The organism is Hymenobacter norwichensis DSM 15439 (genome assembly GCF_000420705.1).
Classification (GTDB): domain Bacteria; phylum Bacteroidota; class Bacteroidia; order Cytophagales; family Hymenobacteraceae; genus Hymenobacter; species Hymenobacter norwichensis.
Genome location: NZ_ATVL01000007.1, coordinates 672,962 through 689,466, shown reverse-complemented (window position 1 = coordinate 689,466; position 16,505 = coordinate 672,962). Strand labels below are relative to the sequence as shown.

11 protein-coding genes are annotated in these 16,505 nt (G+C 56.5%); 5 read left to right on the top strand and 6 right to left on the bottom strand.

Translation table 11 applies throughout. From position 1 onward, the window contains the following. Positions 1 to 33: 33 nt before the first annotated feature. The 5 genes from G536_RS0109130 to G536_RS0109110 all read right to left on the bottom strand — a co-directional run bounded on the left by G536_RS0109130 (position 34) and on the right by G536_RS0109110 (position 7,233). The gene (locus tag G536_RS0109130) at positions 34 to 1,710 is read right to left on the bottom strand and encodes a sodium/sugar symporter (RefSeq protein ID WP_022823290.1); all 1,677 of its coding nucleotides are present in this window, start codon (positions 1,708 to 1,710) and stop codon (positions 34 to 36) included. A 52-nt stretch (positions 1,711 to 1,762) separates the two neighbouring features. Continuing rightward, a complete protein-coding gene (gene araA, locus G536_RS0109125; protein ID WP_022823289.1) occupies positions 1,763 to 3,253 on the bottom strand; it encodes an L-arabinose isomerase in 1,491 nt (496 codons plus the stop codon). Positions 3,254 to 3,423: 170 nt separating this feature from the next. After that, on the bottom strand, positions 3,424 to 4,122 hold the full coding sequence (locus G536_RS0109120) for an L-ribulose-5-phosphate 4-epimerase (protein ID WP_022823288.1): 699 nt from the start codon (positions 4,120 to 4,122) through the stop codon (positions 3,424 to 3,426). Further along, on the bottom strand, positions 4,119 to 5,858 hold the full coding sequence (locus G536_RS27100) for a ribulokinase (RefSeq protein WP_022823287.1): 1,740 nt from the start codon (positions 5,856 to 5,858) through the stop codon (positions 4,119 to 4,121). The genes G536_RS0109120 and G536_RS27100 overlap by 4 nt, the downstream gene beginning before the upstream one ends. A gap of 175 nt (positions 5,859 to 6,033) precedes the next feature. Then, complete coding sequence (locus G536_RS0109110) at positions 6,034 to 7,233, bottom strand: aldose epimerase family protein (RefSeq protein ID WP_022823286.1); 1,200 nt, start codon at positions 7,231 to 7,233, stop codon at positions 6,034 to 6,036. A gap of 857 nt (positions 7,234 to 8,090) precedes the next feature. Here G536_RS0109110 and galK point away from each other — a divergent pair. Beyond that, on the top strand, positions 8,091 to 9,242 hold the full coding sequence (galK, locus tag G536_RS0109105; protein ID WP_022823285.1) for a galactokinase: 1,152 nt from the start codon (positions 8,091 to 8,093) through the stop codon (positions 9,240 to 9,242). Between the two features lie 102 nt (positions 9,243 to 9,344). Further along, positions 9,345 to 10,397, top strand: a complete 1,053-nt coding sequence (locus G536_RS0109100) for a UDP-glucose--hexose-1-phosphate uridylyltransferase (protein ID WP_022823284.1) — start codon at positions 9,345 to 9,347, stop codon at positions 10,395 to 10,397. 291 nt (positions 10,398 to 10,688) lie between these two features. Here the strand turns inward: G536_RS0109100 and G536_RS0109095 are convergent, their stop codons facing one another. Beyond that, on the bottom strand, positions 10,689 to 11,780 hold the full coding sequence (locus G536_RS0109095; RefSeq protein WP_022823283.1) for a cellulase family glycosylhydrolase: 1,092 nt from the start codon (positions 11,778 to 11,780) through the stop codon (positions 10,689 to 10,691). A gap of 215 nt (positions 11,781 to 11,995) precedes the next feature. On the opposite strand from G536_RS0109095, the gene G536_RS0109090 reads away from it, so the two are divergent. The 3 genes from G536_RS0109090 (at position 11,996) to G536_RS30495 (ending at position 16,444) form a co-directional block, all read left to right on the top strand. After that, a complete protein-coding gene (locus tag G536_RS0109090; RefSeq protein WP_022823282.1) occupies positions 11,996 to 13,030 on the top strand; it encodes a LacI family DNA-binding transcriptional regulator in 1,035 nt (344 codons plus the stop codon). 363 nt (positions 13,031 to 13,393) lie between these two features. Then, positions 13,394 to 13,894 (top strand): fasciclin domain-containing protein, encoded by a 501-nt coding sequence (locus G536_RS0109085; RefSeq protein WP_425402131.1) that lies wholly within the window; start codon positions 13,394 to 13,396, stop codon positions 13,892 to 13,894. A 225-nt stretch (positions 13,895 to 14,119) separates the two neighbouring features. Next, positions 14,120 to 16,444: an endonuclease gene (locus G536_RS30495; RefSeq protein ID WP_022823280.1), complete on the top strand. Its 2,325-nt coding sequence runs from the start codon at positions 14,120 to 14,122 to the stop codon at positions 16,442 to 16,444. Positions 16,445 to 16,505: the final 61 nt, after the last annotated feature.

Genomic DNA, 16,505 nt, shown 5'->3' with positions numbered 1-16,505 from the left:
TGCGCTTCGCAACTGGTGGGCTGAACAAACTCGTTACCAGTAGATTGTGTAAAGCACCGTAACCAACACCGCTACGATGATCGAGCCGACCGTGAAGCTACGGTTAGTACGGAACATATCTGTATCGATTTCCAGACCGTTGGTCTTGGCGCCCTGGCTGGTTTGGATGAGGCTGATGAGCACCATGCCCAGAATGCAGAAGACGAACACGAAGCCCATCCGGTCGAGGAAAGGAATCTCGTAGATACCGTTAACCGGAACTGCAAAGCCGAACGGTGCCAGCCACGATAGGTCTGTCATAATAGGCAGGAACTTGAGCAGTACCGATAGCAAGAAGCCGCCAATAGTAGCGAACAGAGCTGCTGTGGAGGTAGCCTTTTTCCAGAAGAAGCCCAGGATGAACATGGCAAAGATGCCCGGCGACACAAAGCCCGTGTACTCCTGGATGTAAGTGAAACCACCTTTCTCGATGCCTAAATGCGGCGCAAGCAAGATGCCCAGCAGCATCGCTACTACCACCGAGATTTTACCTACGGCTACCATCTTCTTCTCCGAAGCATCTTTATTCAGTACTTTCTTGTAGATGTCAAGAGTGAAAATGGTAGCAATAGAGTTGGCCTTACCTGCCAAAGAAGCTACTACCGCTGCCGTAAGTGCCGCAAACGACAAGCCTTTCAACCCTACTGGCAGAATGTTGAGCAGTACGGGGTAAGCGCGGTCGGGCGCTACCTTACCATCCAACATCATTTCCGAGCCAAACACATTCTGCTTGAACAGTACGAAGGCCGCAATACCAGGCAGCACTACAATCACCGGCATCATAATCTTGAGGAAAGCTGCGAACAGCAAGCCACCACGCGCTGTGGGCAAGTCGGCACCTAGCGCCCGTTGCGTGATATACTGGTTGCAGCCCCAATAGTTCAGGTTCACAATCCAGAGGCCCCCAAGCAGTACAGTCATACCAGGTAGGTCGATGTAGCTCGGATTGTCGCGCTCCAGAATCATGTGGAAATGGTCGTTGGCTTGCGTGGTGAGCAGGTTGAAGCCGTTAACCACTCCGCTGGTACCGTAATGCTCGGCTACCAGGTTGAGTGCCATGTAGGTGGTAGCCAAGCCGCCCAGAATCAGGAAAAACACCTGAATAACGTCGGTGAAGCCGATAACCTTCATACCACCCAGCGTGATAATCACCGCGCAAATGGCTAGCCCGTAAATACAGATGTTGATGTTCAGACCCGATACGCTGCTGGCCGCAATAGCTCCGAGGTAAAGAATCGAAGTCAGGTTAACAACCACGTACAGCGCCAACCAGAACACGGCCATAATCATGGCCACCGTGCCGTTGTAGCGCTGGTGCAGAAACTGCGGCATCGTGGCAATATTGTTCTTCAGGTACACCGGAATGAAGAATACGGCCACGATAACGAGCGTAATGGCGGCCATCCACTCGTAAGCAGCAATAGCCAAACCCATCTTGAAGCCTGAGCCCGACATAGCCACGAACTGCTCGGCCGAAATGTTGGAGGCAATCAGCGATGAGCCAATGGCCCACCACGTTAGGGAGCCTTCGGCTAGGAAGTAGTCTTTGGAGTCGCCTTCAAGGGTGCCGTCATGGCTCGTTTTCTGGCGATAAATCCAGATGCCATAGCCGGCCACAATCAAGAAATAAATGAAAAAAATGATGTAATCAATTGTGGCCAGTTGATTCATTGGGGAAGTGGTAGGACTTTATGAGAGGTAGTGGAGCTGGAAATTAGTGAAATTAGCGGCCACCGAAGGCTACTTCATTGTAGCGCAGCTCGTTTTTGAAGGTGCGCAGCTTGGTGTCGGCGTCGATAACCACGTATTCGATGCCGGCCATTTCAGCGAAATCCTCCAGGTACTCGGCGGTCAGGTTCTGGCTGAAACCAGTGTGGTGCGCACCGCCGGCCAGAATCCAGGCGGCAGCGCCGGTGGCGAGGTCGGGCTTCACTTTCCAGAGCACGCGGGCTACGGGCAGGTTCGGCAGGTCTTGCTCGGGCGCTACGGCCACCACTTCGTTTACAATCATGCGGAAGCGGTTGCCCATATCCACGATGGTGGCGTTGAGGCCTTCTCCAGCGGGGCAGTTGAACACCAGACGCACCGGGTCGGCTTTGCCGCCAATGCCCAGTGGGTGAATCTCGGCGCGCACTTTGCCTTCGGCAATAGTGGGGCAGATTTCCAGCATGTGCGAACCCAGCACTTGGTTGTTGTTGGGCGCGAAGTGGTAAGTGTAGTCTTCCATGAACGAGTTGCCGCCGGGCAGGCCGGCACCCATCACCTTCATGGCGCGCACCAGCGCCGAGGTTTTCCAGTCGCCTTCGCCCCCGAAACCGTAGCCTTCGGCCATCAGGCGCTGAGTGGCAATGCCGGGCAGCTGGACCATGCCGTGCAGGTCCTCGAAGGTATCGGTGAAGCCTTTGGCGTTGGTGTCTTGCAAGAATTTGCGCATGCCAGCCTCAATGCGGGCGGCGTCGCGCAGGGATTCGCGCTGGCTGCCGCCGTCTTTCAGCGTGTCAGCTAGGTCGTACTCCTTTTCATAGGTAGCCAGCAGCTCGTTGATTTGCTCGTCGGTTACGGCGTTTACCACGGCCACCAGGTCCCCGATGCCATAGGTATTCACTGAATAGCCGAACTTGATTTCAGCTTCCACTTTGTCGCCTTCGGTTACGGCTACGTAGCGCATATTGTCGCCGAAGCGTACGAAGCGGGCACCCTGCCAATCAGCCCAGGCACAAGCCACGCGGCTCCAGATATTCAAGCTCTGGTGCACAGCAGAGTCCTGCCAATGGCCCACTACCACCTTGCGCTTGATACCCATACGGGCCCCAATGAAACCAAACTCACGGTCGCCGTGCGCCGATTGGTTGGTGTTCATAAAGTCCATGTTGATGTCGCCCCACGGAATGTCGCGGTTGAACTGGGTGTGCAGGTGCGCCAGCGGCTTTTGCAGAATCTTCAGGCCGTTGATCCACATTTTGGCCGGCGAGAAGGTGTGCATCCAGGCAATCAGACCCACGCAGTTCGGGGTGGTGTTGGCTTCCTGCACCAGCTTATAAATCTCCTCCGGGCCAGTCAGCACGGGCTTGTATACAATCTTGATGGGTAGCTGCGTGTTCAGCTCGGCGGCAATCTGCTGCGAGTGTACGGCTACTTCTTCCAAGGTTTCGGGGCCGTAGAGGTGCTGGCTGCCGGTGATGAACCAAGCTTCGTATTGCGAAATGTCAATCATGAGAAAGGGAAACTAAAGAAATTAAGGTCTAAGGTCATGCTGAGCGCAGTGCAACGAAGCCGAAGCATCTCGCGTGCTGAAGTTGTGGTGCTAACTAAGTCTACCACGCTAGCGAGATGCTTCGACTGCGGCTGCGCCTCCACTCAGCATGACGTTCTGTTTTGGCGGCCCTACTGTCCGTAATAAGAATTAGCGCCGTGCTTACGCTCGTAGTGCTTGCGAATCAATGCATCTTTTAGGCGAGGCACCTCGGGGCGCAGGGTGCAGCTCAGGTAGGCCAGGCGGGCAATTTCTTCCAGCACCGCACTGTTGTACACCGCTTTTTCCACGGTTTTGCCCCAGGTGAACGGCGCGTGATTACCCACGAGTATCATCTCCACTTCGGTGGGCGAAATGCCGCGCCGCTCGAATTCCTGGATGATCTGCCAGCCGGTTTGGTGCTCGTAGTCGCCCTGAATTAGCTCGTCGGCCATGGGCGGGGCGCAGGGCACGTCGGTGGTGAGGTGGTCGGCGTGGGTGGTGCCCAGAATCGGAATGTCGGTTTGGGTTTGGGCCCAGGCCGTGGCGTAGGTGGAGTGCGTGTGCACGATGCCTCCAATTTCCGTCCACTGCTTGAAAAGCAGCGCGTGCGTTTTGGTATCAGACGACGGACGCTTCTCCCCTTCCACAATGTTGTTGTCGAAATCGACAATCACAATGTCCTCGGGCTTCAGCGTATCGTAGGGCACGCCGCTGGGCTTGATGGCGAATACGCTTTTTGCGCGGTCCACCACGCTGGCGTTGCCGAAGGTGAAGAGCACCAGCCCGAGTTTGGGCAGTTGCATGTTGGCGTCGTAGCACGCCTGTTTCAGGTCTTGGTATTGGCTCATGCGGAGGTGATGGCAGGCGTTTCGGGTTCCATTACCGGCTCAGACTGGCCCACGGTGGCGCTTTCCACGAACTTACCAAAGGCTTGGTACTGCTCGTAACGGGCCTGGTAGTCGGCCACGCGGGCGGGGTTCGGCTCGTAGGTTTCGGCAAAGCCGCTGCCCATCACGCGCTGGGCGGTCAGCACATCGGCGTGGATACCGGCGGCAACCGAAGCGTACATGGCCGCGCCCAAGGCAGGGGCCTGCTCAGAAACGGCAATTTTGATGGGGCGGTCCAGCACGTCGGCCAGGGTTTGCATTACAAACTTCGACTTCTTGGCTACGCCACCGATGCCGATTACCTGCTTCACCGGAATGCCTTCCTGCTCGAAACGCTCCACAATTTGCTTGGAGCCGTAGCAGATAGCTTCCACCAGCGCCCGGAAAATCTGGGGGGCGTTGGTGCCCATGGTCAGATTCATCAAGGCACCTTTCAGGGCTTGGTTGGCGTCAGGCGTGCGGCGGCCATTCACCCAGTCTAGGGCCAATACGGCCGACTCTTCGGGGTCCACGTCGGCGGCGGCTTTGCTGAGTTCTACTAGCAGCAGGTCGCTCATTTCGTCGCGCAGGGCAGCTTGTTGCTCGGCGTTCAGCACTTTGGAATGCGGCAGCACGTTGTGCAGCGGCCACTCCACAATCTGCCGGAACCAAGCCAGCAAGTCACCAAAAGCCGACTGCCCAGCCTCTAAGCCCAGCATACCGGGAATTACGGAGCCATCTACCTGTCCGCAGATGCCGGCCACAAGGTGGCTGCCCACTTCGGCGGTGGGCGCCACCACAATGTCACAGGTGGAAGTGCCCATCACTTTCACCATCGAATAGGCTTCGATTTCTCCGGCTACGGCGCCGGCATGGGCATCGAAGCTACCCACGGCTACCACGGTGTTGGTGGTCAAGCCGAGGCGCTCGGCCCATTCGGCGGAGAGGTTGCCGGCTACTTCGTCGGCGGTGTAGGTTTCCTCGAACAGACGGCTGCGCAAGCCGGCCAGTTTGGGCTCCAGGTGCGTCAGGAACTCTTCGGAGGGCAAACCGCCCCAGCTTTCGTGCCACATAGCTTTGTGGCCGGCGGCGCAACGGCTGCGCTTGAAGGTGGCCAAATCCTGACCGGTCAGCAGCAGCGTCACCCAGTCGCAGTGCTCAATCCAGGAGTGCGCGGCCTGGAATACGGCTTCATCCTCGCGGATAACGTGCGCAATCTTGGCCCAAAACCACTCCGATGAGTAAATACCGCCTTCAAACTTGGTGAAATCTTCACCGCCCCAGGTGCGGGCTTTCTGGTTGATTTCGGCGGCTTCGGCTAGCGCGGTGTGGTCTTTCCAGAGCACGAACATGGCGTTCGGGTTGGATTCGAAGCCGGGTGTGAGAGCCAGGGCCACGCCCTGTTCGTTCACGGGGCCGGGCGTCGAGCCGGTGGTGTCCACGGCAATACCCACAATCTGCTCGGCGGGCACTTGGGCGGCCACTTTGCGGATAGTGGTTTCCAAGCCTTCGATGTGGTCGAGGGGGTGTTGGCGGAACCGGTTGCGGGCTGGGTTGCAGAACTCCAGCTTTTTCCAGCGGGCGTAGTAGTGCACGGCCTGGGCTATTTCGGCCCCGGTCCGGGCATCAACCAGCAAGGAGCGCACCGAGTCAGTGCCGTAGTCGACCCCAATGACGTACGCCGGGGAGTCGGAAGATGCGGTATGAGAAGTTTCCACGGGTGGTGAAATGGTGAAGTTGTAAAGTGGTGAGTTTGTGAAGTGTCACTAGAACGTCATGCAGAGCGCAGCGAAGCATCTCGCGTACTGACGTCAGATCACTAACCTAGCATCAGCACGCGAGATGCTTCGCTGCGCTCTGCATGACGTTCTGATAGTACATTGCAACTTCACCTTATTTGCGCACGCCGAACTTGTAGATCGTCGTTGATTTCAGGGTGTCGCCGGGCTTGAGGATGGTGCTTGGGAACGAAGGCTGGTTCGGCGAATCGGGGAAGTGCTGGGTTTCCAGGCAGAAGCCGGAGTTTTTGCCGTACACGGTGCCGCCTTTGCCTTTCAGGGTGCCATCGAGGAAGTTGCCGGTGTAGAACTGGATGCCGGGCTCGGTGGTGGTTACTTCCATGGTACGGCCGGTGGCGGCATCATACACGGTAGCGGCGGCATGCATACCGCTCGGGTTGTTCAGCGCCCAGTTGTGGTCGTAGCCGCCGGGCACCTGCCCGATCCGCTCGCCAATGGTGTGCGGCGTGGTAAAGTCGAAGGGCGTGCCTTTCACGGGCTTTAGCTCGCCAGTCGGAATCAGGGTGGCGTCTACGACGGTGTAGCGGTCGGCGGGCAGCGTCACTTCGTGGCCCAGGATGTCCTTGCCGACGCCGTGATTGAGGTTAAAGTAGGCGTGGTTGGTCAGGTTGACGGGCGTGGCCTTATCGGTAGTGGCGGTGTAGTCGAGGCGCAGGGCGTCGTCGTTGGTAAGAGTGTAGACCACCGTCACGGCCAGGTTGCCGGGGTAGCCTTCTTCGCCGTCCTTGCTATTGTAGGTGAGCGTCAGGGTCTGGCCGTCGGCCGAGGTGCCGGGTTTGGCTTCCCATACCACTTTGTCGAAGCCTACTTTACCGCCGTGCAGCGTGTTTGGCCCATTGTTTTTGGCCAACGTGTACTCCTTGCCGTCCAGCGTGAACTTGCCGCCTTTGATGCGGTTGCCGTAGCGCCCAATCAAGGCCCCAAAGTATGGGCCTGACTTCAAGAACTCCGGGCTCTGGTAGCCGCTTACCTCATCAAAACCCAAGATTACGTCACCCATCTTGCCGTCCTTATCAGGCACCATGAGGCTGGTGAGCGTGCCACCGAAGTTAGTGATGGTGGCCTTCACGCCGTGGGCATTGGTGAGCGTGAAGAGTTGCGCTTCGGTACCGGCGTTGGTTTTGCCGAAAGAAGTGGAAGTAGGCATTGCAGCAGCAGAGGTTTGAGTGGAATCAGTGGCGGCAGCGGTGCTGCTACCTTCGGTGTTGGTGGCAGGCTGCTGGTTGCAAGCTGCAAAGGCCAAGCTGGCCGCAATACTGCCGGCAAGCAGACCAGCACGGTTTAGGTTTTTCATCAAGCGAGGGGGAGTTAGGAATGCTAGAAATAGAGAGTGCAAGTAAGCCGTGAAATGCAGATGAAATCAACCGATTGACCGGATAGCTGGGCACAATACGCCGGCTGCGGTGCGGACTGGCAGCAGGTTCGATTCCACTTCAGCAAGCATAAGTTGTAATCAAATAAGAAGTAAGTGCTTCTTGCATGACGAGCCATCATGGCTAAGTAGCCCGTAAAGTATGAATTACTATTGGTTTGCACAATCGTTTGTGCTTGCTTGTTTTCAGATATCGATTTGCGCTTTCTGCTGTATTTACTTGAGTACTAGCAATTCGCTCCTTGGTACTAGGCAATAAATTATTGAAAAAGGGCAGCTGAACTTTTGCCGTCTATAGCCTAAAACTCCATTCAAGCTTAATTCCACTAGCTGCTACTTATCTTGATGGTAGCCTACTGCACTGGTGTCCGGTTAGGTATTTGTTTCCAGCTATTATTCAAACCAATTGGAATAATCGCAGGCTTGTGTAGTCTTCGCATTGCAAGTAGTTAAAAATTACAGTGCTTAATGCACACAAGGAAAGCCTAATCCCATTCATTTACTGCATTCCGATAACGTTCAGAAAGACGCTTAAACAGGTGAAATATGCGCATAATTTGTGCAAACCTTTGCATCATTTATTTCACTTGTCACTATGCTAAATTATCCTTGCTAGCTCCACTACACTTCACTGGTGGCGTATTAAGTGCGCCCAAAGATTGGTAAGTGGTACTGAAATATTGCAAACGTATGCGCCGAAATCCAGAATTAATTTCCTTTACTTTAGCCTCTGTTTCCTTTGCCTTAGTCCAGTTTCACGTCCTTGTTTCCTACAGCCCATGCTCCAACAATCAATTGCAAAGTCTTTTCAAGAACGATTCGACCACTCTCCTTTGCTGGTCAGAGCGCCCGGCCGAGTAAACCTTATTGGTGAGCATACTGATTACAATGAGGGATTTGTGTTGCCGGGCGCCATTGACAAGGAAATATACTTTGCAGTAGGCTTGAATGGCACCAGCAAACTCCGCCTGTATGCTTATGACCTAGAGCAAGACTACGAAGCCGAGGTGGCGGACGTAAGCAAGGGTAAAACTATGTGGGCCAACTACCTGAAAGGCGTGGTAGCCCAGTTTCAGAAGCGCGGCCTCACCGTGCCGGGCTTCGACTGCGTGTTTGGGGGCACTATTCCTATTGGCGCGGGCTTGTCGTCGTCAGCAGCCGTTGAATGCGGGCTGGCCTTTGCCCTCGACCACCTGATGGACACTCAACTCGACCGGATGACGCTGGCACACATGGCCCAGAAAGCCGAGCACGAGTTTGCCGGCGTAAAATCGGGTTTGATGGACCAGTTTGCCAGCCTGTTCGGGAAGCCCGGCCAAGTGGTGCGGCTCGACTGCCGCTCCCTCGACTATGAGTATCTGCCCTTCGATACTGAGGCCTGCCGCATTGTGCTCTGCAACTCCGGCGTGAAGCACTCGTTGGCTAGCTCGGAATACAATCTGCGCCGCCAAGAGTGCGAGCAGGGCGTGGCCATTCTTAAGAAATACTACCCCGAAATCAACTCCCTGCGCGACGCCACGCTGCCGCAGGTGAACGAGCACCGCGACGAAATGGGCGACGTCGTGTACCGCCGCTGCCTGTACGTGGTGCAGGAAAACTTCCGGGTGGAGGCTGCCTGCCAGCACCTCAAAGACGGCGACCTGAAAGCCTTTGGGCAGGAAATGTACGCCTCCCACGCCGGCCTGCGCGACGACTACGAAGTAAGCTGCCGCGAGCTGGACGTGCTGGTACAAATTGCCAAGGCGCTGCCCGGCGTGTACGGTTCGCGCATGATGGGCGGCGGTTTCGGCGGCTGCACCATCAACCTGGTAGCCACCGAGCACGTTGACAATTTCGTGCAGAAAGCGTCCGAAGAATACCACCGCTACCTGAACCTGCCCCTCGAAACCTATCAGACCACAATTGTAGGTGGTGTGGAAATAATCGATTAGTTGTTGGTTTATGGTTGTTATTGGTCGGCTGAACAGAGTATCAACTAACCACTAACAACCACCAACTAGCAACCAACAACTAGCAATTAACAACTGAACACAATGGCTGAATTCGACAGCGCCGAGCACCCGCACCGCCGCTACAACCCGCTTTCCGGCGAATGGATTCTGGTGTCGCCGCACCGCTCTAAGCGGCCCTGGCAGGGTCAGCAGGAGAAAACGGCAGCGGAAGAGCGCCCCACCTACGACCCTACCTGCTACCTCTGCCCCGGCAACACCCGCGCCAACGGCTCCGTGAATCCGGCCTACGAAGGCACGTTTGTATTCGACAACGACTTTGCGGCCCTCATGCCCGACGTGCCTGTGGGCAGCATGAACGTGGGCGGCTTGCTCCGGGCCGAGTCGGAGTCGGGCGTAGGGCGCGTTATCTGCTTTTCGCCGCGCCACGACCTGACGCTGCCGGAAATGACACCCGATGAAATCCGGGGGGTGGTGGACGTGTGGATCCAGCAATACAAAGAGCTAGGTGACCGGCCCGACATCAACTACGTGCAGATTTTCGAAAACAAGGGCCAGGCCATGGGGGCCAGCAACCCGCACCCGCACGGCCAGATTTGGGCTCAGCGTACCGTACCGGTAGAACCTGCCAAAGAAACCGTGCAACAGGCCGCCTACTTCGCCGAGCACGGCCGCAGCCTGCTCTCCGACTACCTGGAAATCGAGACCAAGGAAAAGACCCGTGTAGTAGTTGAAAACGAGCATTTCGTGGTAGTAGTGCCGTTTTGGGCAGTATGGCCTTACGAGACGCTGCTGGTACCGCGCCGCCACGTACAGGACATCACCCAACTCACCGATGCCGAGAAAGATGCCCTGGCCGACATTCTGCGCCAGCTCACTATCCGCTACGACAACCTGTTCGAAATATCCTTTCCCTATTCGGCCGGGCTGCACCAGCGCCCCACCGACGGGCAGGCGCACGAAAGCTGGCACTTCCACATGCACTTCTTCCCGCCGCTGCTGCGCTCAGCTACGGTGCGCAAGTTCATGGTCGGCTACGAAATGCTAGGCAACCCCCAGCGCGACGTAACCCCGGAGTTTGCCGCTGAACGACTCCGCATTCAGTCGGACGTGCATTACAAGCACGTCAACGACTAGATTTTGCTTCTAACGGCAACAAAAAGGCTCCATCCCGTCAGGAATGGAGCCTTTTTGTTGCGCACAGAAATTTCCTAAAAAACACAACAGGCCGTCATGCAGAAGCGCAGCCGAAGCATCTCGCGTGCTGATGAAGGGTTACTAATTCAAGGTTCGAGCGAAATGCTTCGGCTGCGCCTCTGCATGACGTTTAGATGATACTTTCTCGGGTACGAATGTCTTTCTAATGCAAGGAAAGCTCAGGTTATTACATCCCTACTGTGGCGGCAGGACATTACCCAAGCACCAACACTACTTCCCATTTAGCTTCTTAATCAGGTTGGTTTCGTCCTGGCGGTAGGGCGTGCCGTCTTTGTGGAATACTTCGTGGAACCACTCGATTGGCTCACTGCCGTCGGCTAGTGGGGTATCCCAGGCGTATTTGGTGTTGGTTTTGCCATCGACCAGGCCCCAGTTGATGGCCCCTACGTTTTGCTTTTTGAGCAGCGGCATAATGTTGGCGAAGCGGCTGTTGCGGGTACGGGCCATGTACTCAGTGCAAATGAGTGGGCGGCCGTGGGTTTCGAGCAGCTCGATTAGGCGCTGATGCATAGGAGCCTCCTCGTAGTTGTGGTAGGTGATAACATCAGAATTGCGCGCCTGAAACGTATTCAGCGCCTCGAAGTCCCAGGCCCAGAGGCCCACACTCAGCGGCTGGTCGGGGTTTACGGCGCGGGCCCAGCTGAACACGTTGCGTACCAGTGGCAGCGAGGTAGCCAGCTTGCCGGAGTTGCCGGGTTCGTTGAACAAGTCCCAGAGCAGAATCCGCTTATCGGTTTTGAAGCTGGTGAGTACGTCCTGCACGTAGGGCTTGAGTTGCACGAAGGTGGTGGAGTCGCGAGAGGCGGGGTCGCCGGGGTCTTGCAGCCAGCCGGAGTTGTGGATGCCAATTTTAGGTGCGGGCTGGAGGCCGGGCTTGCTTTCCTTGTTCCAGCAGTCATCAAAGAACACGAAGATTGTTTGGATGTGGTGCTTGTCGGCAATGCCTAGGTAGGTGTTCAGGCGCTGCTTGAAGCCGCTGGGGTCTTGCTGCCAGGCTTTGCTGTGTAGAAACACGCGCATGGTATTGAACCCGATGCCCTCGGCCCAGCCCAGCTCCCGGTCGATGGTGGTGGGGTCGAAGGTGTTGGCCTGCCACATTTCCAGCTGGTTGATGGCAGTGCTTGGGATGAAGTTGGCGCCCGACATCCACGGATGCGCCCGATACCAAGCCCAGGCCTTGGCCGGCGTCCAGACTTGGCCGGCGGCAGGTTGGGCAGTGACCTTGGTTCTGGTTTTCGCCTTTTGCGCATGGGTGGTGCCCCCAAAAGAAAGTAGGAGCAGAAAGAGCAGTAGTTTTTTCATAACTGATGAGTGGGAGTTGGTATGCGGGAGCTTAGACGAGCCAAGAACGAAGAAAGAAACTGGCTATACAAACGTTTGTGTGCATCTGGTATGCATTCTGGGTGCTTTTCGCTGGTCTGGTATTCCACAGCGGGCTGTTTTTATGCAAATCTTTGCGCAAACTTGCAGAGCCTAGGCTACCTTACCAGTCCTATCTTACTCAACCAGATTCATTCGTGGCCCGCACCCGTACTTCCATTTCCGACCTAGCCCAGCAGCTCGGCATTTCCATTTCCACGGTTTCGCGCGCCCTCGCCGACCATCCCAGCATCAGCGACGCCACTAAGAAGAAGGTCTGGAAACTTGCCAAGGCCCTGCATTACCAGCCCAACCATATGGCGGCGGGGTTACGCAAAGGCCGCAGCAATCTGTTGGGCGTGATAGTACCGCACATCGATGGGCACTTCTTTACGATGGTGGTGAAAGGCATTGAGGCCGTGGCCGCCAAGGCTGGCTACAATGTGCTGATCTGCCAGTCCAACGAAGACGTAGTGCACGAGCAGAAAAACATCGAAACCCTGCTTAATGCGCAGGTAGAAGGTATTTTGGTATCGTTGGCCCGCACTACGCGCACGTTCACGCACTTCGAGAAGGTGAGGATGCAGCAGATTCCGCTGGTGTTTTTTGATCGGGTTCTGGATGGGCTTGATGTGAGTGCCGTGGTGATTGACGACCGGGAGGGTGGCTACCAGGCTACCAAGCACCTGCTGGAACGGGGCTACCGGCGCATAGCCCATTTCTGCGGCCCGCAACACCTCAACATCTACAAAAACCGCCGCCAGGGCTACCTCGACGCCTTGCACGAGTACGGTTTGCCAGTGGTAGAAGAGCTGATTTTCAATTGTGACATGACTCTGGAAGATGGCGAGCGGGGCATCGACTACCTGCTGAGCTTGCCCGAGCCACCCGATGCCGTGTTTTCATCCAGCGACTTTTCGGTGGTGGGGGCCTTGCAGCTACTAAAGCAACGTGGTGTGCGCGTACCGCAGGATATGGCGCTGGTGGGCTTCAGCAACGAGACGTTCACCTCCTTCACCGACCCGCTGCTCACGTCGGTAGACCAGCGCTGTGAGCAGATGGGGCAGGCCGCCGTACGACTGTTTTTGGAGATGCGCGAAGAAAATGACGGCCTGTTTTCACCGCGCCGGGTGGTATTGCAGCCTGATTTGATGGTGCGCGGCTCGTCGGGCACGAAGCCGAACCAAGCGTAGGGCAAACAGAGAGCTGCCAGAAACTGATGTAGAAACAAGAAAGCCTTGGCTAAATCTATTGTTGGGTTTAGCCCGTATAGGCTTCCGACAATATGTTGACTGTTCCTACTAATCTTCTCTCTCATGCTTAAGAACCTCCTCTCCGTTACGGCCCTCACGCTGGCTTTCTCTTTTGGTAGTGCCGCTACCTCGCAGGCCCAAAGCTCGATGAAAACCAAATCGGACGACGAAAAAACCAAGACCAAAGACGGCGAAATGATGACCAAAACCAAGGTCGCCGACGATGGCAAAACCAAGCTTAAAGGCAAGGCCAAAGACGGTAGCAAAATGAAAGCTACCACCAAGCCCCGCGAAGGCAAGGACATGAAAAACATGCAGATGACCAGCACCGACGCAGCCGGCGGCGTGATGGTAGGTGGGGCCATGATGACGCCCGACAAAGACATTGTAGACAATGCCGTGGGCTCATCGGAACACACCACGCTGGTAGCCGCCGTGAAAGCCGGTGGCTTGGTGGAAACACTGAAAGGCGCAGGTCCTTTCACGGTATTTGCCCCTACCAATGCTGCGTTTGAGAAACTGCCCGCTGGTACCGTGAACACGCTGGTGATGCCCGAAAACAAGCAGAAGCTGACCACCATCCTGACCTACCATGTGGTACCCGGCCGCCTGATGGCCGCTGACCTCAAAGACGGCCAGACGCTGACCACCGTGGAAGGCGAAACCCTGACCGTAATGGCCAAAGGCGGCAAAGTGATGCTGCACGACTCTAAAGGCGGCACGGCCAACGTTACCATCCCCAACGTGGTATCGAGCAACGGCGTAACGCACGTAATCGACGCGGTGCTGATGCCATCTAAATAGAGTTGAATTGCTGAATTGTTAAATTATTGAGCGTTCAGCAACCAGCCTTGAAAGGGTCCGTTTCTTTATGAAGCGGACCCTTTTTCATGTGTTGGGTGGCAAGCAACTGAGAGCAGCCAATTTCTAAGGCATCCTTAATGACTACCATTTATCCCGCTAATCATCCAACCATTGCGGCATAATCCCGACCTTTAACAACGTTTTTCTTACCTATTGCTTTTGCTGATGAAACACTTTTTCGCTCGAATACTGGGGGCAGCACTGACGGTATGCAGCCTTGCCGCTTCGGCCCAGGTACTGCCGCCGGCTCCACCCGTTTCGCTCCAGGGCCAAGCCCTGAAAGTATGGCTGCGCCAGAACTGGTATGATGGCCGCCGCACGGTGCTGAGCTACAACGTGGCTCGCGGCAAGATGTACAACTACATCGACAACCAGAACGGCAGCGTGGTGTGCGTGTACTCGGGCTACCCCGAAACTACCCCGCTGGACTCGGTGAGCACCAGTACCACCGTAGTCAACCAAATCAACTGTGAGCATACTATTCCGCAGTCGTGGTTCAACGAAACGGTGCGGATGCGCTCCGACATTCACCACCTGTTCCCGACCTATATCACCTGGAACTCTGACCGGGGCTCCGACCCATTTGCTGAGATTCCGGATGCGCAAACGCTGAAATGGATGCGCGGCACCCAAAGCCAGAGCACCATCCCGACCAGTAACATCAACGAGTACAGCGAGGACACCAACACCCAGTTCGAGCCCCGCGAAGACCATAAGGGCAACCTGGCGCGGGCGGCGTTCTACTTCTATACCATGCACCAGGGCCAGGCCTTCGATGCTGGCAAAGACACCATTACGGCCCTGGCCGATGTGAATACCCTCTACCAGTGGCACCTCGCCGACCCGGTGGACGCCCGGGAGCGGGAACGGAACCGGCGCACCGCCAAAAGCCAGGGCAACTTCAACCCCTACATTGCCTACCCCGACCTTGTGGGACGCGCCTTCGGGTTCCAGGTACTGCCTACCTTCTCGTTTGCTACAGCTACTGGCAGCATTACAGAAGGCAACACCGGCACCAGTACCTACACCGCCACCGTTACGCTCACGGGTGCTGCTACTACGGCCCTCACGGTGCAAGTAGGCCTTGATGCAGCCAGCTCTACGGCCACTTCTCCTACCGATTTCTCTTTTTCTTCGCCCCAGACTTTGACCTTCGCGCCCGGCCAAACCAGCCAGACGGTGACGGTAACAGTGAATGGCGACACCACTCCTGAAGCCGATGAAACAGTGGTGCTAACCCTGCGGAATGCAAGCAGTGGCGGCGCCATTGGGGGGCCGGCTGCCCACGAACTCACCATCACCAACGACGACGGCACGCCGCCTTCAGTACGTTTCGCGGCAGTTTCGGGCTCGATTGCGGAAGGCAACGCCGGTACTACCACTTACACGGTGAACGTAACGGCCACCAACATTCCGGCTGGCGGCGTAACAGTGCCAATTACCGTAGATGCCGCCAATACGACGGCTACCGCAGCTGATTACTTGCTCAATACCAGCGCCCTGACCTTTGCGGCGAATAGCGGCGTACAAACCGGCATTGTAACAGTAATTATTACCGGTGACACCACCCCCGAACCCAACGAAACGGTTCGACTGCGCTTTGGCACACCCAGCAACACGGCAGTTCTGCTAGCCACTCCGGCTACGCACACACTCACCATCCTCAACGACGACCAAGCCCCGGCCGGCTCTCCCTGCACCGACCCGTACTTCTCGGAATACGTGGAAGGCTCAGTGGGTAACACCAAGGCGCTGGAGATTTACAACCCTAGCCCCGCCCCTATCAGCCTGAGCGACATCCGGGTATCGTTGTTTGCGCCCGGCGCCAGCACGCCCACTACTACAGTCACCCTGAGCGGTACGCTAGCCCCCGGCGACGTGTATGTTATTGCCAATACGGGTGTAGCCTCACCAATAGTGCAGGCCCAGGCCGATTTGATTTCCAGCGTTTGCTTCTTCAACGGCCCGCACTCGTTGGTGCTGTTTGATGGCACTGATACCCTTGATGTTATTGGCGTACCAGGTCAAACGCCTGCTGGCAATGCTTGGCTAATTCCGGGTGGCTCAACGCTCAACAACACCTTGATTCGCCGGCCTACGGTGTCGCGGGGCGAAGTGCGCTGGAGCACCGCCGCTGCTACTTGGCAGGCTCTCGGCACTGATGTGTACACCAACATTGGCAGCCATATCAGCACGGCTTGCGTGGTGAACTCTACCACCAAAAACGCGCCTATCAATACCGGCTTGGCTGTGTACCCCAACCCAGCGGCCACTGCCGTGCAGGTGCAAGTTCCTGGTTTGGTTGGCCGCCATTCCGCCGATATTCGCCTCTACAACGCGCTGGGGCAGGAAGTGCTTTCTCAACAGCAACCCCTAACCGGCGCCGATACAGCCACCTTGGACGTGCGCAATTTGTCCACCGGCCTGTACTCGTTGCGCGTGACGGTGAACGGCGTGCGCTACACCAGCCGCGTGGCCGTGCAGCCTTAATTCATCGAGCACACATTGAAAAGCCCCGGTTTCCTGAGCAGGAAGCCGGGGCTTTTTGTTG

Excerpts from the sequence above, each read along its gene's own strand:
- G536_RS0109130 (WP_022823290.1), bottom strand. The coding sequence starts at position 1,710 with ATGAATCAACTGGCCACAATTGATTACATCATTTTTTTCATTTATTTC.
- araA (WP_022823289.1), bottom strand. The coding sequence starts at position 3,253 with ATGATTGACATTTCGCAATACGAAGCTTGGTTCATCACCGGCAGCCAG.
- G536_RS0109120 (WP_022823288.1), bottom strand. The coding sequence starts at position 4,122 with ATGAGCCAATACCAAGACCTGAAACAGGCGTGCTACGACGCCAACATG.
- G536_RS0109110 (WP_022823286.1), bottom strand. The coding sequence starts at position 7,233 with ATGAAAAACCTAAACCGTGCTGGTCTGCTTGCCGGCAGTATTGCGGCC.
- galK (WP_022823285.1), top strand. The coding sequence starts at position 8,091 with ATGCTCCAACAATCAATTGCAAAGTCTTTTCAAGAACGATTCGACCAC.
- G536_RS0109100 (WP_022823284.1), top strand. The coding sequence starts at position 9,345 with ATGGCTGAATTCGACAGCGCCGAGCACCCGCACCGCCGCTACAACCCG.
- G536_RS0109095 (WP_022823283.1), bottom strand. The coding sequence starts at position 11,780 with ATGAAAAAACTACTGCTCTTTCTGCTCCTACTTTCTTTTGGGGGCACC.
- G536_RS0109085 (WP_425402131.1), top strand. The coding sequence starts at position 13,394 with ATGAAAAACATGCAGATGACCAGCACCGACGCAGCCGGCGGCGTGATG.
- G536_RS30495 (WP_022823280.1), top strand. The coding sequence starts at position 14,120 with ATGAAACACTTTTTCGCTCGAATACTGGGGGCAGCACTGACGGTATGC.